Origin of the sequence: Streptomyces sp. 1114.5 (assembly GCF_003635085.1) — a bacterium.
In the GTDB taxonomy this organism is placed as follows: Bacteria; Actinomycetota; Actinomycetes; order Streptomycetales; family Streptomycetaceae; genus Kitasatospora.
In genome coordinates, this window is sequence record NZ_RBXE01000002.1 from 1,390,326 (window position 1) to 1,408,755 (window position 18,430).

Below are 18,430 nucleotides of genomic sequence, written 5' to 3' on the forward strand. Positions count from 1 at the left end.
ATACCGACGTCCTCTTCCGGACAACCTTGGCGCCCCGTCAGTGATCGAACAGCGGCCGGACGGCGCGGCCGGATGGCCTTGCGGTGACCGGCCGGTGGCCGGTTGCGGGGCCGGTGGAGAAACTTTTGCGGACAGGGCGTGCGCCGGCGCATTCGAGCCCCCGCCGAGGGGCGGCGGAGGCTCGTGAATGTTTCGGGAATAAATGTCCCGTCGGCTCGCCGACCACGTGATGTGAGCACGCGACGCGGGCGCGCAGGTGCGGGCCGACCTGGGCCGACCTGGGCCGACGCTGGTCGGCGGTGCCGGCGCGGGCCGGTCAGTGTGACTGCAGCGCCTGGGTCTGGGCGGGCAGGCCCGGCTTGGCGACCTCCGAGGTGCAGAAGGAGCAGCGGGTCGCGGCGGCCGGGATCGAGCTCAGGCACTCCGGGCAGTCCACCTTCGCCACCGGCGCGGGCTTGGCTGATTCGAAGCGCGTCTGCAGCTTGCCGACCGGCAGCACCACGGCGAAGTAGATGACCGCCGCGGTGAGGACGAAGCCGATCACCGCGTTGACGAACAGGCCGTACGGGAACCGGGTGCCGGCCACCTCGAAGGTCTTCTGGGTGAAGTCGCCGACGGCGCCGGACGCGACCCCGACCAGCGGGGTGAGGAAGGCGCTGACGAATCCGGTGACGACGGCGGTGAAGGCCGCGCCGATCACGATGCCGACCGCGAGGTCCACCACGTTGCCGCGCAGCAGGAAGCTGCGGAATCCCTTGAACACCGGGCGACTCCAAATCCGTACGGGAAAGGGGGAGATGGGGCGACCCTGCGGTGCCCCGACCGGACATCCTGCCGAGCGGTCCGCGCCGAGGTCCAACCGCGTTCACCCGATCCGCGTAACCGCCTCGGCGCCTCCCGGTGCCGGGCCGGGCGGCGCCCGGGCGCTCCGCGTACGGGCCTATCGGTGGCCATTGTCCCGCCCTAACTGGCCTAGGACTCACCGGACTTGACCCGGCATTCGGCGCCCCCCGGCACCGGAGCCGGCGCCGGGCCCGGTCGAGGAGCCGGCGCCGGAGCAGAAACGAAGGCGGCGCGGAGGTGGTCCGGCGCAACGGGGGCGAGCCGGAGTGCGGCGGGGGGTGAGACGGGGCGCACGGCGGTCGCAACCGGCGCACGACGGCGGGTCTCTGGCGCACATCGGATGTACGGGCGCGGGCGGAAGGGCCACCACCAGGTTGCGCGAAGGGGCTGTACCGGGCGGGGCGCTGTGCCAAGGTCGGTCCATGCCCGACCATATGTCGGCCGATTCGGCCGGAACCCGACCGCGAGTCCTGCACCTGATCAGTGATGCACGCCGTGGGGGCGCCCAGAACTTCGCCCGTGACCTCCACCGGGAACTGGGCCGGCGGGGCCAGTCCTCCGCGCTGTGCGCCCTCGCCCCGCACCCGGCCGTCCACCACCCCCGAGTCGCCGGGGCCACCGGGGCCGCCGTAGCCCCCGAGACCGCAGGAGCCGCCGGAACGGCCGGAGCCGCCGAGGCCGAACCGGGCGACTGCGCCGACGCCCCCGCCCTGCTGCGCACCGCCGCCGTCCTCGGCCCCGGCCGCCTGCGCCCGCGCACCCTGCTGTCGCTGCGCTCCGCCGCGCGCTCCGCCGACGTGGTGCTCGCCCACGGCTCCGACACCCTGGCCGCCTGCGCGCTCGCCCTGGCCGGCACCCGCACCCCCTTCGTCTACGTCTCCGTCGGCCACCCCCGCTACTGGACCGCCACCCGGCTGCGCAGGGTGCGCGGCGGTGCGCTGATGCACCGCGCCGCCGCCGTCACCACGCTCACCGACGAGGCGCGGGCCGTCCTGGAGGAGCAGTTCGGGCTGCCTGATGGCAAGGTGCACGTGATCCCCAACTCCCGTGCGGCGGAAAGCTATCCGCCCGCCGGCGGCCGGGACGACCGGCGCGCGGCCCGGTACGCGCTGGGCCTGCCGGCGGACGTCCTGTTGGTCGCCTGGATCGGTGCGATAGCGCCCGAGAAGCGACTCGACCTCGCCCTGGACGTACTCGACCGCCTGCCCGACGTCCGGCTCGCCGTCGCCGGGGACGGCCCGCTGCGCGAGACGCTGGCCCGCCACCCGGCGGCCGCCCGCGCCCACTTCCTCGGCCCCCTGCCGGACCCGGCCCCGCTCTACCGCGCCGCCGACGCGCTGCTGCTCACCAGCGACAGCGAGGGCGTGCCCGGGGCGCTGATCGAAGCGGCGCTGGCCGGGGTGCCGGCCGTCGCCACCGACGTCGGCTGGGTGCGCGAGGTGGTCCGGGACGGCGCCACCGGCGCGCTCGTCGCCCCGGGCGACCCGTTGGCCCTCGCCGAGGCCCTGGGCAGGGTGCTGGCGATCAACCGCGCAGGCCTCGGCGCCGCCGCCCGGGCGCACGCGCTGGAGCACTTCGAACTGGGCGCCGTGGTGGACGACTGGCAGCGCCTGGTGGCCCAGGTGTGGACGGCGGGACCGGCTGGTCCGGCGGGTCCGCCCGGCCCCGGAGCCTCGACGAGCTGACACCGGACGGCACGATGCCGACCGGCAACGCGGAGGCCCTGCTACACCGTTCGGGCGAATCCGGGCCCACAGACGCCGACCGACTCGCCGGTAACCGACCGCCACCAGCACACTTCCCGGTGTGAACTCGAAGTCGCTGCTGCGGTCCACCGTCCTGCTCGCCGTCGCCGCCGGGATCGCCGCGTCCCCCGTCCAGGCCGGCGCACTGTCCCACCAACCGCCTTCCGAGGGCGCCCAGTTCGTCAAGCTCGACCATCCGCAACCGGTGCGCGAGAGCGTCCGGACCGAGGCGATCGAGTTCTTCTGGTACGACTGCGGCCACTCCCAGGCGTTCGAACAGCCCCTGCAGGCCTGGGCCGAGAAGCACCGCGCCGACGTCGAGCTGCGCCGCATCCCGGCGATCTGGCCGGGCAGCCCGGAGGAGACGGTGCAGCGCGGCCACGCACGGATGTACTTCACGCTGGAGCACCTGGGCCTGGTCGACCGCCTGCAGACCGGCGTCTTCCGCGCCATCCACAACGACCGGGTGGACCTCACCACCGAGGCCGCCTCCACCGATTGGGCCGCCCGCCACGGCGTCGACGCCCAACTCTTCCGCCAGGCCTACCGTTCCGCCGAGGTGCGCCAGTCGGTCGACGACGCCGCCGCCGCGTTCGTCCGCTACGGCATCGACGAGCTGCCGACGGTCATCGTCCAGGGCGAGTACCGGACTTCGCCGACCAAGGCGGGCGGTGTCGAGGCGATGCCCGAGGTGCTCGACCACCTGGTGCAGCAGGAGCAGCTGAAGAAGGACTGAACCATCCGCCCCTGTGGCCTTCATGGCGACGAGTCAGCTCGCTCGTGCCCGCCCTGCCCGGCCTGCCCGGCCTGCCCGGCCGCGCAGGGCAGGTGCCCTTGCCTAACCGGTTCAATGCTGTTTAATGGTTAGCATGAGCGAGCTGACGATCCCGCACGTCCACCACCGCCACGTCGACGTCGACGGTCTGCGCATCTTCTACCGCGAGAGCGGCCCGGCCGACGCCCCCGTTCTCCTGCTGCTGCACGGCTTCCCCTCGGCCTCGCACCAGTACGCCCGGCTGCTCGACGCGCTCGGCACCCGCTACCGCCTGATAGCCCCCGACTATCCGGGCTTCGGCCACAGCGACAGCCCCGCGCCCGACGCCTTCACGTACCGCTTCGACACCCTCGCCGACGTCATCGAGGGCTTCTGCCTCGCCCTCGGCCTCGACCGCTTCGCCCTCTACGTCTTCGACTTCGGCGCCCCCGTCGGCCTGCGGCTCGCCACCCGCCACCCGGAGTGGATCACCGGCCTCGTGGTCCAGAATGGCAACGCCTACCAGGAGGGACTCTCCGACCAGGCAAGGGAGTTCATCGCCAACCGGCGCGGTGTCCCGGGCGCGGAGGAGGTCGCCCGCTCGATCCTCACCCTGGACGTCACCCGCAGCCAGTACGAGGGCGGCACCGGCGACCCGAGCCTGGTCGCCCCCGACGGCTGGACGCTCGACCAGCACGTCCTCGATCTGCCCGGCCGCAAGGACATCCAGGTCGAGCTCGCCCTCGACTACTTCTCCAACGTCGAGCTCTACCCCGCCTGGCAGGCCTGGCTGCGCGCCGAGCAGCCGCCCACGCTGGTCGTCTGGGGGCGGAACGACCCCTTCTTCACCGAGGCCGGCGCCCGCGCCTACCTGCGCGACCTGCCCGAGGCCGAGCTGCACGTGTTCGACACCGGACACTTCGCGCTGGAGGAGAAGCTCCCCGAAATCGCGCCGCTGATCGACGACTTCCTCGCGCGCACGCAGAAGTGACCTGCTCCAGGCGGGAGTTCAGTCGCGTCGCAACAGATACGTGACGAAGCCGAGCGTCCCCCGGTAGCCGTGCAGCCACTCCGTGCGGTGCCGGTCCGCGGCCTCCCGGGCGGTCGCCGCGTCGGGGTGGTCGGGGTGGTCCAGCGCCCACTCGGCCAGCGCACCCGTCCAGGAGAACTCGTAGTCGTCCCACTCCTGTTCCGTGCTGACGTGCCCGTAGACCGGTGTCCAGCCGTCCGTTCGGACCCGGTCGGTGGTCTCCGCCAGGTCCGCCAGCTCGTCCCGGGTGGCACCCAGCCCCTCCAGTGCCGCCCGGGACGGCTCGCGCTGCCAGAAGCCCTCACCGACCAGCAACCGGCCACCCGGGGCGAGGAGTTCGCGGGCCGCGGCGAGCGTCGGCAGCAGCCCGCCGAAGGCGTGGGTGGAACCGACGCACAGCACCAGGTCGAACGGCTCCTTCGTGGTGAACTCCCTTACGTCCAGGTGGTGCAGGCCGATTCGGCGCTCGACCCCGAGCGCCGTCGCGCTCTCCCGGGCCCGGGTCAGCGCCGCGGCGTCCAGGTCCACCCCGACCGCCTGCCAGCGCGGGTTCGCGGCCAGCGTCCGGAGCAGCCAGGCCCCCTCGCCGCAGCCGAGGTCCAGCACCCGTCCCGGTGCAGTCCGTCCCTGCGCCGCCGGAGCCGCCGCCCCTGCCTGCGTCGCCGGGCCCGAAGCCCGGGCCGTCGCGCGGTCCAGCAGGCGGGCCACCGAGTCGTCCGCCAGCGGCGCCGCGACCGGATGGTGGGCATGGGCGAGACGGGAGATCTGCTGACGGTCCATCCGAGCAGTATGGATCGGGCCGGCCCGCCGCGCCGGGGAATTCCCGGATCGCGGGGACGCCGGGCGGGTGCGGGCGTCACGCCCCGCGCACGTGCCGGGGTCACGCCCGCGAGTAGGTCCGGCCCTTCCACGCCGCGCCCCGGCCGCGCCAGTGCTGCACCGCCGAGTCGACCGTCATCAACAGGTACATCCCCGCCGTGAACGGCAGCAGCAGCACGGCCGGAGCCGGCTGCCCGTAGTACCGGACCATCGGCAGGTACGTGCCCGCCATCAGCGCCCACGCCGCCCCGCCCGCCGCCGCCACCCAGGGTGCCCCCGCCACCAGCCCGGCCACCGTCGCCACCGGCGGCACCAGGTACACCAGCGCCAGCCCCAGCACCGTCCCGAGCAGCAGCAGCGGCGAGTGCCTGAGCTGGGCGTACGCGCTACGCGACACCATTCGCCACAACTGACCCAAGCGTGCGTACGGCCGGACGCTGTCCACCTCCTCGGCCAGACCCAGCCAGGTCCGCCCCCCGGTGGACTTCACCGCCCTGGCCAGCGACACGTCGTCGATCACCGCACCCCGGATCGCCGCCACCCCGCCCGCCCGCTCCAGCGCCTCGCGCCGCACCAGCGAGCAGCCGCCCGCCGCCGCCGCCGTCCGGGTGCCGGGGCGGTTGCTCCACCGGAAGGGGTACAGCTGGGCGAAGAAGTACACGAAGGCCGGCACGATCAGCCGCTCCCAGCCGGTCGCCACCCGCAGCCGGGCCATCTGCGACACCAGGTCCAGGCTGTTGCCCTCGGCAGCGGCCACCAGATCGGCGAGCGAGTCCGGGCCGTGCGCGATGTCCGCGTCCGTCAGCAGCAGGTACTCGACGTCCGGGCCGGCCAGCTCCACCCCGTGCCGCAGCGCCCACAGCTTGCCGGTCCAACCGGGCGGCAGGGGGGGAGGGCTGGTCACCGTCAGCTCCAGCCCGTCCATCGTCCGCAGCTCGGCCGCCAGCGCACCGGTGCCGTCCGAGCTGTGGTCGTCCACCAGGATCACCCGCGCCCGGCCCGGGTACTTCTGCGCCAGCAGCGTCGGCAGGCTCACCGGCAGCACCGCCGCCTCGTCCCGGGCCGGCACCACGATCGCCGCCTGCGGCCAGCGCACCGGCGGGCGGCGTGGCGGCAGCCGGACGTCGGTGCGCCAGAACAGACCGTGGCAGCACGCCAGCCAGAGCCACACCAGCAGGGAGAACGCGGCGATCCAGAGCAGGACGGTCACCCCGGCAGTCTGCCGCAGAACGGGGCCGCACGGGCGGATCGACTAAAGTCTTGAGCCGTGAAGATCGCACTGATGGACTCCGGAATCGGCCTGTTGGCCGCCGCCGCCGCCGTTCGGAAGCTGCGCCCGGACGCCGACCTGGTGCTGTCCTCCAACCCCGCTTCCATGCCGTGGGGACCGCGGACGCCCGAAGAGGTCACCGAGCTGGCCCTCGGTTGCTGCCGAGCCGCCGCCGCGCTCGAACCCGACGTGCTGGTGGTCGCCTGCAACACGGCCTCCGTCCACGCGCTCGCGGCCCTCCGCGCCGAGCTGGAGCCCGGGCTGCCGGTCATCGGCACCGTCCCGGCCATCAAGCCCGCCGCCGCACAGGGCGGCCGGGTCGCCATCTGGGCGACCCCGGCCACCACCGGAAGCGCCTATCAGCGCGGGCTGATCCGCGACTTCGGCGGGACGGCGGACATCACCGAGGTCGCCTGCCCTGGCCTCGCGGACGCCGTGGATCACGGCGACGAGGACGGCATCGCGGCCGCGATCGCCGACGCCGCGGCCCGTACGCCGGCCGGCACCGACGCCATCGTGCTCGGCTGCACCCACTACGAACTGGTCGCCGACCTCATCCGCGCCGCCGTCGCCCCCACCGCCTCCCCGGCGCTCACCCTGTACGGCTCCGCCGACGCCGTCGCCGCCCAGGCCCTGCGCCGCATCGGCGACCCCACCCGCACCGGGACCGGCACGCTCACCGTGCTCCACGCCGGCGCCCCCGCCGTACTCCCCCCGGCCGCCGCCCTCTACCCGCAGGGCAACGCGCTGGCCACCCTCATCGGCTGAGCCCGGGCAGTCCGGCCGACCGCACCGCATCGGATTCGGACGTCACCGTCCGGATTTTCCGGGCCCGAAGCCCATTCCGATCCGCGCGTGGGTGCCGGCTCGGCGCGGCGCGGCAAATAAACCGCGGGATCGAACAGCGCGATATTCCGTGGAATCATTCCGTGGATTCAAGGACGGCGCCACGGCCCGCCCCGGCTGCCCCTGCGACGGAGAAGTCGGCCCATCCGACTTCCTGCGCTGAGTACCGGGAGCAGGGCCGTCTACCCGCGTAGATGCCCCTGGCCTGCCTGCCGGGCGTGTACAGGAAGCCGGCTGGGTCGACTTCCTGTGCACGTTCCGGTGCACGAGAGCGGCAACTCGCCTGAGCCATTCGCGTAGATACCTCTGACCGAGGGGAAACCGCTTTCCCGCCTTGTCCGTTGCCGATCCCCGCTCCCGTGCCGTGGAGGCACGGCGAGTGTCTGCAAGGCACGCGTGGGAAGTCGGGCGGGCCGACTTCCCACGCGCGGGCGGTCATGCGACTGCTTGGCGCCGCCAGCGGCGGTAGGCGGGTTCGAGGCCGGACAGGATGGTGTCGAAGCGGCGGGTGGTAGTCGTGGAGTCGACCTGGAGGCGGCTGATCTGGAGGGGATGGGAGGGCAGGCGGGGGCCGAGGCGGTGGTCGGAGAGGAACCCGAGGCGGTAGCCGAGTTCCTGCAGGACGGCTTCGGCGCGGGCGTCGTGGCCGCCGTCCGGGTAGGCGAAGGCGATCGGGGGTTCGCCCAGCCAGCGGGTGAGGGCCTCGTGGGCGCCGGTGATCTCGGTGCGGACGGTTTCGTCGTCGCAGCGCCCGAGACACGGGTGCCCCTGGGTGTGGTTGCCGACGGCGACGCCTCCGTCCCGCAGGGACAGGAGGTCGGCGGGGGTGAGCTGCTCCTGGCTGGGTGGCCGGCGGTCGGCGCTGACCCGCAGTTCGTGCAGGCTGCGCCGGCGGTCCGGGTCGGGCATCGCCTTGAGTCGGCGGAGCAGCTGGGACGGGTGCCCGCAGTCGAGCGACCGGGCCCGGCCCCCGTGCCGGGCGAGGAAGTCGGCCTCGTGCCACCAGAACGGCCGCTCGGTGCCGATGAGCTCCGAGATGACGAAGGCGGTGGCCGGAATGCCACGGGCGTCGAGGGCGGGCAGGGCGTGGGTGAGGACGCTCCGGTCGGCGTCGTCGAAGGTGACCAGGACGCTCCTGGGCGGCAGCGGCCGTTGCTCGGTCACGGCCTGGAGGACGGCGGTGAGCGAGACCGGGGTGGCCAGCCGCTGGAGCCGGTCGAGCTGGGCGCCGAACGACCGGTGGTCGGTCACCCCGTGGTACGCGAGCACGGCGAGGCGCTGGGCGGCCCGGGCCCGGAACAGCGGCTGGACGGGGGCGAACCGCAGCCATTCGCCCCGAGCGTCCTGCTGCTCCGCCTCGCAGGGCAGACGGTGACGGCCCCCGCCGTACCGACTCCCGTCGTGCCGACCAGGCTCGTGTCGGCCGGCATCGTGCCGACCGGAGTCGTGTCGGCCGGCGTCGTGCCGGCCGTCGCGTCGGTTCCCGTTCTGACGGTCCGCCGCCCACCCGGCGGGCGATGGCAGCGCGCGCACGCCGGGAACGGGCCTGGCGCGGGCCGTGGAGATCGATGGTGCGGACTGGGACTGCGGCACGGTTCCCCCTCGTTCGCCGAGCGGCGTGGCGGTACCGCCGGAGGACGGAGCCCGGCCTCCGACTCCAGGGAGCGGCGGCTCCGTCCCTGGATTTTCCTGTTCTCGGTGGGGGATTCGCACCCGTCCCTCGAACGGCTCCTGGATCACTCAATGCCATTGAGACCGCTGCACCGCGGCGATGGTTGTACCGGGGGGACGAGGATTTTTCGTGGACTGATTGTGGAGCCGGAATGCGCATCCGGAGGTCCTCGGGTGCCTCCTGGTCGGCCTTGATCCGCCGATTGCGGAGGGTGGCCGAGCCCTCACTCCCTGCGGGCTGCCCCCCGGGTCGGCCCGGGGTACCTTGGGCTCATGGCAGATGCGGACCGTGACCCCTTTCACGTGCACGGCGCCTCCCGGATGGCGCGCGCGTGCAGTGGCGGAGCCCTGGTGACCCACCAGCTTCCGCTCGCCGTGGTGGGCGTGGCCTGCCTGGCTGCGGGCATCGTCGTCGCCGTGATCGTCCCCGACAATGACGGTCCGGCGTGGGCGATGGCGGTGGCCGGCTGCCTGGCGGCGGGCGTCCTGCTGCTCGGCCGGATCGCCGTCGGCCTCTTCCGCGATCGGCGCCGCGCCGCACTCTAGCGGCGAGTGGGCGGCGGACAGCGCGCGGTCGGGTGGGGACCGGGGGCCTCGGGCAGGCCCCTTATGTCGATCACGTTCGGCATTTCAAAACGGCAGATCGAGCGAAATTGGTCAGACCGACCGAATATCGTCCTGTCGGACAATCTCGGCCGTCCTTCTTTCGCCATTCCGGTTCGGCGGCTTCATCGCGACCCATACTGTGAATGCGTTCTTCCGACTCGAAGCGCCGTGGAGGGGGAGTGATGGGCAGTAGACCGGAATTTGCCGTGTCCGCCTCATGAAACGCGGTGGCGACCTCTCCGTCGCCGCCCTGGCCGCGATCGTCGCGCTGCCGCTGGCCCTGCTGATCGCGGCGCTGCTGCGCTGCACCACCGGCGGCCCGGTGCTGGAGCGGCAGACCCGGACCGGGCGGCACGGCCGCGTGTTCCAGCTCCTACGCTTCCGGACCGGCCCGGACGGCCGACTCGGCGCCCTCCTACGGCGCACCGGCCTGGACGAGCTGCCGAGGCTCTGGAACGTCGTCCGCGGCGAGATGGGGGTCATCGGCCCCCGGCCCGACCACCCCGACCGGGTGCTCCGCTACTCCCGCCGGGAGCGCGCCCGCCTCACCGTACGACCCGGGCTGACCGGCTGGGCCCAGCTCCACGCCCACCCGCGCCCCCACTCCGACGGCCGCCCCCGCTCCCGCGACTGCCGCCGCCCCCGCGGCTCGGCCGAACTCGACCTCTGGTACGTCGAGCACCGCTCGCTCCGGCTCGACCTGCGCATCCTCGGCCTCACCGTCCTCGCCCTGCTGCGCCCGGAGGCCCTCCGGCTACGCCCCGCCGGAGAGCAGCCGAGCTGAGCCGGCCCGTGGACACCCGGCTAAGCTGCGCGACATGGCCATTCCCCCCTTCCTCGCCGAACTCCGCTCCCTCGTGGGCAATCGCCCGCTCTGGCTGAGCGCCGTCGTCGCCGTCGTGCTGGACGACCACGACCGGGTGCTGCTCGCCCGTCGGGTCGACGACGGCCGGTGGGCACCGGTCGGCGGCATCCTCGACCCCGGCGAGCAGCCCGCCGACGGGGTGGTGCGCGAGTGCCTGGAGGAGACCGGCGTGGTGGTCGTGCCCGAGCTGCTCGCCTCGGTGACCGTCTCGCCGCAGGTGACCTACCCGAACGGCGATGTGACGCAGTACCTGGTGCTGACCTTCCGCTGCCGCGCGGTCGGCGGCGAGGCGCGCGTGAACGACGACGAGTCGCTGGAGGTCGGCTGGTTCGCGCTGGACGAACTGCCGCCGATGATCGGGACCGAGCACGAGCGGCTGCGGCACGCGATGGAGTGCGAGGGCCCGGCGGTCTTCACCTGGGAGGGCAAGGAGCGCCCCTGACCGGCCCGCGCCGGCCCCCGCGCGCGGACTCCGTTCCCGGACCTCGCCGTCCGGACTCCGCTCCCGGCCCTCGTCAGCCCTTGTGCTGCCGGTAGGCCTCCTCCGCCGCGTCCAGCACGGCGGCCAGGTCGCCGCCCGCCGTCGCGGTCGCGGCGGCCGCCACCGCGCCCTCGACGAAGGGGGCGTTGGCGAACCGGACCGGGAACGGCAGGCCGTGCTCGTCCGCGTCGGAGAGCAGGGCGCGGACGGTGGTGACGGCGCCGCCGAGGTCGGCCAGCACCACCACGCCGTGGCCCTCGTCCACCCGGCGGGTCGCGGCGGCCACCAGCACGGCGCTGATGCCGGGCCCGTTCGACGGGTCCCCGCCGGTCGCGGCGACCGGGGAGGGGGCGTCGGATCCGGTCAATGCGAGCGCCAGGGACCGTACGGCGGTGGCCAGTTCCTGGCTGTGCGAGACCAGGACGATCCCGACCCGGCCGTGCGCCGCGGGCCGGCCGGGGGTCGGCCGGGGCAGCGGGGTGGGCGAGGTGGGCGTGCGGGGCGCAGGGGGGTGGGCCGAGGGGGCGTCGGAGATGGGGATGACGTCGGCGCGGGTGCCGTCCCGGCGGCTCATCGGCTGCTCCCTTGGGCGGGTCGGTCATGGGTCCGTGTGGTGTCTGTGCGGTGAGGTCCGGTCGGGCGGGTGGGGCGCTCGGCGGTGCGGCCCGGTCCGTCCGGGGCCGCGGAGGGCTCCGTACGGACCGGGGGCGGGGCCTCGGCACGCTCCCGGGCCGGGGCGGCGCCCTGCGAGCACTCTGGCAGCTGCCCGCCGCCCCCGCCGTCGGGACACGCCTCGACCGTCCCTCCGGCGGCGCTCGTTCCCGGCCGGGGGAGTCCTCGTCAACCCGCTGACCGGGGCCGGGAGGTGTGACTAGGCTGGCCCGGGAACACCGTCGGGAGGAGATCGGTCAGTGGCAGCCAACAGCGGGACGGGTACGGAGACCGGCGTCGCACAGCGGGAGCTGGCGCCGAGCGGGAAGCCCAGGGTGGACTTCACCGGGGCGGAGTGGCTGTGCAGCAGCCAGGGGGTCGGGGACGTCCAGATCGCCTTCGTGGACGGCTACATCGGGATGCGGGACGGCCGCCAGGAGGACGGGCCGGTCCTGGTCTTCACGCCGGCGGAGTGGCGGGCCTTCGTGCTCGGCGCCCGGGACGGCGAGTTCGACCTCACCTGAGCCGGATGCTCACCTGAGCGGGACGCTCACCTGAGCCACCGCCACACGCTCGACCGAGTCGCCTGCGGAGCGGCCCCCGGAGGTACACGGGGCCGCTCCGCAGGCGATTTTCGGTCCCGAACATCACAACTGATGATCTATTGAGCGTGCCCCGTCAGAATTTCTGTTGACTGTTAGACAAACGCAGCTCAGAGTATGAGCACAGGCAGACGCCGTGCCCACCGCCCCCACGCGGCCAGACACGGCGCCTGCTGTTGCGGCCCGGCAGCGCTGCCAGGCCATCCTCCCAGTCATCCCCTGCGCACCGGGGTGCGTCGGCCGGTCCCGGCCCCGCGAGGGGCCGGCAGTCGCCGGGAGGCTGGCGCCGAACCCGAGAGCGACTCGGAGACGGCACCGACGCTCGGGACCCGCACGCCCCCACGCGGCGGCGTCCCGAGCAGATCCACGGGAGCGACGGGCCGGGGCCCCGCGGATCTGGCTTTTGGGTGGAACTGTTGGCTTCTGTGTTGTGCTGTGTGCGACGACGAAGCTGGGTGCTCGGCTGTTCGGCACGAAAAGTGCACAGTGAGGGATACGCGTGTAGGGCCGCGTTGCGACATGCCGTCCCCCCGGAGGGTGAAACCCAGAACGGCTGTCGTGCAGAACCGAACGTAGCCCGGACGGTTGCTCAGAGTCAACATTGGTCTCTGAGCGTCGATCTCCCGGCCGCCCTCCGACGGCGCCCCACCCACCTCGCGAGCGCGGTGTGCCGGGCACGTACGATGTTCCCATGTCTTTTCTCCGCCGTCGCTCCGGACAGCCCGCCGGCCCGGACTTCGACGTGCTCGCGATGGACCCGGGCGACTGGCCCGGCGACTTCGGTGCGGCCATGATGACCGGCCCGGACGGCTCCTGCCAGGGGATTTTCCTGCGCTACGACCTGTTCGGCGGCAGAGGCCCGGCGATGTTCATCGGCAACCTCCCCGAGGGTTCGCCCGCCCGGGAGACCGGCGACGACGTGCCCTTCGAGGTGCGGCAGCTGCTCGCGGCGCTGGAGAACGACGAGCCGGTCGACTTCGTCTCGGCCGAGGACTTCCCGGTCATGCTCGGGGACGACCTGCTGATCGTGAAGAAGGTCAAGGTCAGCGAGGAGCGCGTGTTCTGCGCCCAGTTCGGCCGCAGCGACGGCGTCCTGGTCACCATCGCGTCCTGGGACCGACCGATTTCGGACGACCTGTATCAGCTGCTGAAGCCGCTCCCGGCGGACATGTTCCAGCAGGGCTGACCGGCGCCCTCGCGGGGCCCTCCCGGGGGCCGGACGCTGCTTGACGGTATCGATCAACGGTTCGTACAGTCGCGAACATGCCGAGCCGTCTCCCGCTGCTGACCCGTCGTAGACACCTCGATCTGCGGCGCACCGCCAGCGCGGCGTGTCCGGGCTGCTGAGGGGGATCCGTCCCCCGGCGGCGGGCGGCCGACCTCCTGCGGTCGGCGCCGAATCCCGGGGGCGGGCCGTGAACTGACCTCCGGGGCCGCCAGCCGGTACCGCGCGCCCGTACGGCGTGCCGCCCGCATCCGTCGAGCCCACGCTGCCGCCCGGAGGCACCGCATCATGACGACCCGCGCCGCCAACCGCTCCTCCGCCGACCGTTCACCCGAGGACCGTGCGGTCGGCGACCGCACGGCCGGCGGGCGCCCGTCCTCCCGCCGGACCCGGACCGCACCGCCGCCGTCCACTTCCGGCCAGTCCGACGCGGGCCGGAGCGCGGCAGACCGACCGGATTCCGCCCGGCCCGATTCAGGCCGACTCGATTCGAGCCGACCCGGTCCGGACCATCCCGCGGCCGCAGTCGTCCCCGCAGTCCCAGCCGACGACGCCGCCGACCGCTCCGAGCGCGAGGCCGTCGGGACCGCCCTGGCCGGGTTGCCCCGGGTGGTCGACCTGCTCGCGGCCCGCGCCGAGGAGCACGACCGCGACGCGACCTTCCCGTACCAGGGCATCGAGGCGGTCCACGAGGCTGGCCTGCTCACCCTCACCGTCTCCCGCAAGTACGGCGGGCCGGGCGGAACGCTCGCCGACACCGTCCGGGTGCTGTCCCAACTCGGCCGCGGGGACGCCTCGGTGGCGGTGGTGACCGCCTTCACCCTGCTCCGGCACGCCGAGCAGGCCCGCCGCGCCGACTGGCCGACGGCCGGGTACCGGCGGCTGCTCACCGAGTCCCGGCGCGGCCCCGCGCTGGTCAACACGCTGCGAGCGGAGCCCGGTTCGCAGCCGGGCGAGCTGCCGCAGACGGTCGCCCGCCGGGACGGCGACGGCTGGCTGCTGACCGGCCGGAAGACGTACTGCACCGGCGCCGAGGCGCTGGCCTGGATGGCGGTGACCGCGCGGACCGACGAGCCGGAGCCGAGGATCGGCACCTTCCTGGTCCGCGGCGAGAGCGAGGGCCTGGAGATCGACCCGACCTGGGACCAGCTCGGCCTGCGGGCCAGCGCCAGCCACGACGTGGTGCTGGACCGGGTCCGGGTGCCCGCCGAGCTCGCGCTCGGCCTCGGCGGCCGCCAGCCGGGCAACGGGGCCGGGAACGGGATCGGGGCCGAGTCGGAGGCCGAATTCTCCCGCGCCTGGCACGATCTGGCGCTCTCCGCGGTGGCGATCGGGGTCGCCCGGGCCGCCGAGGCCTGGCTGGTCCGCTTCCTCAGCCAGCGCACTCCGGCCAATCTGACCGAGCCGCTGGGCACCCTGCCCCGCTACCGCTGCGCCCTCGGCGAGATCGAGGCCCAGCTGATCGGCGCCGAGGAACTGGTCGAGGGGCTGGCACCCCGGGTGGACCGGGGCGAGCCGGACGCCGTCGCCCGGACCGGGCCGGCCCACCTGCTGGCGACCCGGGCCGCGACGGCGGCCGTCCAGCAGGCCGTCGCCCTCACCGGCAACCCCGGTCTGAGCCGACGCCACCCGCTGGAGCGCTACCTGCGGGACGTGCTGAGCAGCCGGGTCCACCTGGCCTCGGAGGAGACGGTCCTGGAGGCCGCCGGCCGGGCCGCCCTGGAGCGGGGCGCCCGGCCGTGATCCGCTTGTGCGGACCGGGGGTTCAGCGCGTCCCGACCGCGGCCCGGACGGCGCGGCGGGCCAGCGCGGCGTCGTCGTAGAGCCGGCGGATCATGATCCGCTGCTCCTCGCCGGCGCCCGGCACGTCGTACAGCCGGATCTCCCGCATGAGCACCAGCACCAGGTTCACCAGGAACGCGTCCCGGGCCAGCGTGCCGCCGCTCTGGGCGAGTTGGCTGATCTGACGGCGCGCCGCGGTGTCCCCGGAGAGCACGCTCCAGAGCACCGCCAGGTCGTACCCAGGCAGGTACCAGCCGGCCTGCTCCCAGTCGACGAGGACCGGGCCGGACGGCGCCAGCAGCATGTTGCTGAGCAGGGCGTCGCCGTGGCAGAGCTGCATCGGGGTGTGGCCCAGGCCGTGCAGCAGGGCGCGCAGGTCGCCGGCATCCCGGTCGGTGAGCTGGCCCACCGAGTGGTAGCGGGCGATCTCCAACTGATAGTCCATGCGCGGCTGGAAGACGTCCGTCGGCGGCCGCCACAGGTTGAGCGTCCGGACGGTGTTGAGCAGCGCCCGCACCTCGCCCGGGGTGGGCGCGTTGACCGGGTGGCGCTCCCGGGCGGCCGGGCGGCCGGGGACGCGCTCCATGACCAGCACGCAGCGGTCGTGGTCGGCCGCGACCAGCCGGGGCAGCCGCACCGGCGGCCGGTGCCGGACGAACGCCCGGTAGACCGCGACCTCGTGGTGGAAGTCGGCCACCAGCTGCTCGAAGTACTCACTCCGCACCGCCTGCGGCGCCAGGCACTTGGCGACCACCGGCGCCCGCCCGATGGTGCCCGCCACCAGGATGTGGCGGCTGCCCTCGCGCAGGACCTGGCGCGGGGTGAACGCGGGACATATCCGCGCGACGCTCGCCAGCGCGGCCCGGACCGACGGGGTCTGCAGCGCGGCCGGATCGATCCGCTCGGGGCCGACGGGCTGTCCGGGCCGCCGGGCCCGCAGCACCTGGCCGTCGGCCTGGCGGGCGAGCGGGAGCCGGCCGCCGACCGGCGGGGCGGTCTCGGGTCCGCGCAGCCCCAGCGCGGTGCGGCCGGCCGGGACGACCCGGGCGTCCGTGGCCCGGCCCTCGACCCCGCGCGGAGCCACCGGCCGGCTCGCCGGGGGCGCCTGCTTGGGGCCGGGGCGGCCGGCGGCTGCGGTGGGGGGGCGCAGCGCGGGGCGGGTCGCGGTCGGCGTGGGGGTCGTCGCTGAGGAGTACATGGGCTGAGGGTGGTCCCTTCCGGTCCGTCGGCGGGTGTGGCCCCCGCGGGGGCGGGGGAGGGCCGGTGCCGGGTGCTTCCTGGGGTGACGGCGGCCCTGCGGGTGGTGCGGTGCTGCGGTGCGTACGGCAGTACTGCCGTACGAGGGTGCGGCGGGTGGTGCGCGGGCGCCGGGCACGGACGCGGGGTCAGGAACCCCTGGTCGGCGGTGCTCCGGCCGTCCGCACCCTGGGGAATGCGGTCGGCCGGACTGCCGTGGCCGTGCCCGGCGCCCCCGCGCCACCCGGCCGCGCCACCCCCTCGGGTGAGAACCGGGAGCGTCCCGTGACACCGTCGGGGGACTGCCCCGACGCCGGTGGGACGCCGCCCGACCCGGGGGCGAGGTGGCGCACCCCTACAACACACCCGTCGGGCACTGGCTTAGTAGTCTGGCGGGCCCTGGCGAACGGTGGCGAATGCTCGCCTGGCACTTGCCGGAGCCTCTAGCCTCGAAGGAGCCGAGGAACCTGGGGGCTTCATTGAGCAGGGGACCCAACACCCGACTCGCCGATCTGTTCGTCCTGACCGGATGGTCGAAGGGCGAACTCGCGCGGCTGGTCAACCGTCGGGGTGCCGCGATCGGGCAGATGCACCTGTCCACCGACACGTCGAGGGTACGGCGTTGGATCGAGCAGGGGGAGATCCCGCGCGATCCGGTGCCGAGGGTGCTGGCGGCCGTGTTCACGGAGCGGCTCGGACGTGTCGTCACCACTGAGGACCTCGGTCTGGAACGACACCGGCCCACCAGGTCCGGAGCGGAGCCGTCCGCAGCAGTGCCATGGTCGCCGGATCGAACAGCCGCGGTCCTCACCGAGTTCACGGGAATGGACCTCATGCTGAACCGACGTGGATTGGTGGGCGCCGGAGCCGCGCTCACGGCCGGGGCGGTCGTCGCCGACTCGCTGAAGGGCTGGTTGGGCGGGGACGCGGTCGCCTACGCGGCCTCCGTCCCGGGGCCGCGACAGGTGGTCGCCGGGAGCGGTGCGCGCCCGGTGCTGGACGTGTACGACGCGGGCCCGGTGGGGCTCGACGAGGTGGAGTCGCTGGAGCGCTCGGTGCAGGTCTTCCGGGCCTGGGACGCGGCCCGCGGCGGCGGACTGCAGCGCAAGGCGGTGGTCGGTCAACTCAACGAGGTCGGCGGCCTGTTGACGCATCGGCATCCTCCCGCCGTGGAGCAGCGGTTGTGGCTGGTCGCGGCCAACCTCGCGGTGCTGGCGGGCTGGATGTCGCACGACGTGGGCCTGGAGCCCACCGCCCAGCGGTACTTCATGATCGCGGCGGAGTCGGCCAAGGAGGCCGGGGACCGGCCGCGGGCCGGCGAGGCGATCTCCCGGGCCGCGCGGCAGATGGTCCACCTCGGCCGGGCCGACGACGCGCTCGACCTGATGTCGGCGGCCAAGGCGGCCGGTGGCGAGCTGATGCCCAGAACGCGCGCCATGCTGAACACGGTCGAGGCCTGGGCGCACGCCTCGATCGGGCACTCCCAGGACACCTACCGGCTGCTCGGCCAGGCCGAGGACCTGTTCGCCGAGGAGTCGCCCGAGCCGCCGCCGTCCTGGATGCAGGTCTTCGACGAGGCCGAACTGCGCGGCATGCAGGCCCTGGTGCTGCGCACGCTGGCCGAGCACGACCGGTCCGCGGCGCCGGTGGCCCGCAGGCACGCGGAGCGGGTGATCGCCCTGCGGGAGGGCACCGGGCAGCTGCGGTCGGCGCTGTTCGACCGGATCACCCTGGCCTCGGTGCACCTGATCACGGGTGAGCCGGACGCGGCGGAGCTGCAGGCCAAGATGGTGATGAACCTGATCGGCCAGAACTCCTCGCACCGGACCTGGGACCGGCTGCGCGAGATGTACCGGCTGACCGCGGCGTACCGGGGGCTGCCGGTGGTGGACGAGCTGCGCGAGGAGCTGGGGCGGGAGTTGCGGGCGGCGGACGCCAAGAACCGGCCACGGCTGACGTGAGCGGGCCCGCGCACCTGTGGGCGCGCGGGAGCGCAGTTCCGTC

18 protein-coding genes are annotated in these 18,430 nt (G+C 74.1%); 12 read left to right on the forward strand and 6 right to left on the reverse strand.

Translation table 11 applies throughout. From position 1 onward, the window contains the following. Window positions 1-316: 316 nt before the first annotated feature. Complete coding sequence (mscL, locus tag BX285_RS29335; RefSeq protein WP_097235140.1) at window positions 317-763, reverse strand: large conductance mechanosensitive channel protein MscL; 447 nt, start codon at window positions 761-763, stop codon at window positions 317-319. Window positions 764-1,265: 502 nt separating this feature from the next. Here mscL and BX285_RS29340 point away from each other — a divergent pair. From BX285_RS29340 to BX285_RS29350, 3 genes are all read left to right on the forward strand, one after another. Beyond that, on the forward strand, window positions 1,266-2,528 hold the full coding sequence (locus BX285_RS29340; protein WP_121178744.1) for a glycosyltransferase family 4 protein: 1,263 nt from the start codon (window positions 1,266-1,268) through the stop codon (window positions 2,526-2,528). A gap of 121 nt (window positions 2,529-2,649) precedes the next feature. Then, window positions 2,650-3,324 (forward strand): thiol:disulfide interchange protein DsbA/DsbL, encoded by a 675-nt coding sequence (locus BX285_RS29345; RefSeq protein ID WP_121178745.1) that lies wholly within the window; start codon window positions 2,650-2,652, stop codon window positions 3,322-3,324. 133 nt (window positions 3,325-3,457) lie between these two features. Further along, the gene (locus BX285_RS29350) at window positions 3,458-4,333 is read left to right on the forward strand and encodes an alpha/beta fold hydrolase (protein ID WP_121178746.1); all 876 of its coding nucleotides are present in this window, start codon (window positions 3,458-3,460) and stop codon (window positions 4,331-4,333) included. An 18-nt stretch (window positions 4,334-4,351) separates the two neighbouring features. On the opposite strand, the gene BX285_RS29355 is transcribed toward BX285_RS29350, so the two are convergent. Next, complete coding sequence (locus BX285_RS29355; RefSeq protein WP_121178747.1) at window positions 4,352-5,152, reverse strand: cyclopropane-fatty-acyl-phospholipid synthase family protein; 801 nt, start codon at window positions 5,150-5,152, stop codon at window positions 4,352-4,354. A gap of 100 nt (window positions 5,153-5,252) precedes the next feature. Continuing rightward, window positions 5,253-6,401, reverse strand: a complete 1,149-nt coding sequence (locus BX285_RS29360; RefSeq protein WP_121178748.1) for a glycosyltransferase — start codon at window positions 6,399-6,401, stop codon at window positions 5,253-5,255. A gap of 57 nt (window positions 6,402-6,458) precedes the next feature. On the opposite strand from BX285_RS29360, the gene BX285_RS29365 reads away from it, so the two are divergent. Beyond that, a complete protein-coding gene (locus tag BX285_RS29365) occupies window positions 6,459-7,229 on the forward strand; it encodes a glutamate racemase (protein WP_097235134.1) in 771 nt (256 codons plus the stop codon). A gap of 513 nt (window positions 7,230-7,742) precedes the next feature. Here BX285_RS29365 and BX285_RS29370 read toward each other — a convergent pair. Beyond that, complete coding sequence (locus BX285_RS29370) at window positions 7,743-8,576, reverse strand: polysaccharide deacetylase family protein (RefSeq protein ID WP_257032274.1); 834 nt, start codon at window positions 8,574-8,576, stop codon at window positions 7,743-7,745. A gap of 753 nt (window positions 8,577-9,329) precedes the next feature. On the opposite strand from BX285_RS29370, the gene BX285_RS29375 reads away from it, so the two are divergent. The 3 genes from BX285_RS29375 to BX285_RS29385 all read left to right on the forward strand — a co-directional run bounded on the left by BX285_RS29375 (window position 9,330) and on the right by BX285_RS29385 (window position 10,891). Next, a complete protein-coding gene (locus tag BX285_RS29375; protein ID WP_097235133.1) occupies window positions 9,330-9,524 on the forward strand; it encodes a hypothetical protein in 195 nt (64 codons plus the stop codon). A 277-nt stretch (window positions 9,525-9,801) separates the two neighbouring features. Beyond that, window positions 9,802-10,368: a sugar transferase gene (locus tag BX285_RS29380; protein WP_121178749.1), complete on the forward strand. Its 567-nt coding sequence runs from the start codon at window positions 9,802-9,804 to the stop codon at window positions 10,366-10,368. Between the two features lie 34 nt (window positions 10,369-10,402). Further along, a complete protein-coding gene (locus BX285_RS29385; protein WP_097235131.1) occupies window positions 10,403-10,891 on the forward strand; it encodes an NUDIX domain-containing protein in 489 nt (162 codons plus the stop codon). 73 nt (window positions 10,892-10,964) lie between these two features. Here the strand turns inward: BX285_RS29385 and BX285_RS29390 are convergent, their stop codons facing one another. Next, complete coding sequence (locus BX285_RS29390; RefSeq protein ID WP_097235130.1) at window positions 10,965-11,504, reverse strand: PTS-dependent dihydroxyacetone kinase phosphotransferase subunit DhaM; 540 nt, start codon at window positions 11,502-11,504, stop codon at window positions 10,965-10,967. Between the two features lie 388 nt (window positions 11,505-11,892). Here BX285_RS29390 and BX285_RS29395 point away from each other — a divergent pair, with 388 nt between their 5' ends. From BX285_RS29395 to BX285_RS29405, 4 genes are all read left to right on the forward strand, one after another. Further along, entirely contained in the window at window positions 11,893-12,105 is a 213-nt protein-coding gene (locus BX285_RS29395; protein ID WP_097239819.1) for a DUF397 domain-containing protein, read from the forward strand. Between the two features lie 769 nt (window positions 12,106-12,874). Further along, on the forward strand, window positions 12,875-13,369 hold the full coding sequence (locus tag BX285_RS29400) for a hypothetical protein (RefSeq protein ID WP_097235129.1): 495 nt from the start codon (window positions 12,875-12,877) through the stop codon (window positions 13,367-13,369). Between the two features lie 77 nt (window positions 13,370-13,446). After that, window positions 13,447-13,530 carry a putative leader peptide gene (locus tag BX285_RS39580; protein ID WP_373560544.1) on the forward strand — a complete coding sequence of 28 codons (84 nt, stop codon included), beginning with the start codon at window positions 13,447-13,449 and terminating at the stop codon, window positions 13,528-13,530. Between the two features lie 487 nt (window positions 13,531-14,017). Continuing rightward, a complete protein-coding gene (locus BX285_RS29405; protein WP_259470836.1) occupies window positions 14,018-15,151 on the forward strand; it encodes an acyl-CoA dehydrogenase family protein in 1,134 nt (377 codons plus the stop codon). Window positions 15,152-15,173: 22 nt separating this feature from the next. Here the strand turns inward: BX285_RS29405 and BX285_RS29410 are convergent, their stop codons facing one another. Beyond that, window positions 15,174-16,388 carry an aminoglycoside phosphotransferase family protein gene (locus BX285_RS29410; RefSeq protein WP_121178751.1) on the reverse strand — a complete coding sequence of 405 codons (1,215 nt, stop codon included), beginning with the start codon at window positions 16,386-16,388 and terminating at the stop codon, window positions 15,174-15,176. A 517-nt stretch (window positions 16,389-16,905) separates the two neighbouring features. Between BX285_RS29410 and BX285_RS29415 the strand changes: the two genes are divergently transcribed. Beyond that, window positions 16,906-18,387 carry a hypothetical protein gene (locus BX285_RS29415; RefSeq protein ID WP_121178752.1) on the forward strand — a complete coding sequence of 494 codons (1,482 nt, stop codon included), beginning with the start codon at window positions 16,906-16,908 and terminating at the stop codon, window positions 18,385-18,387. Window positions 18,388-18,430: the final 43 nt, after the last annotated feature.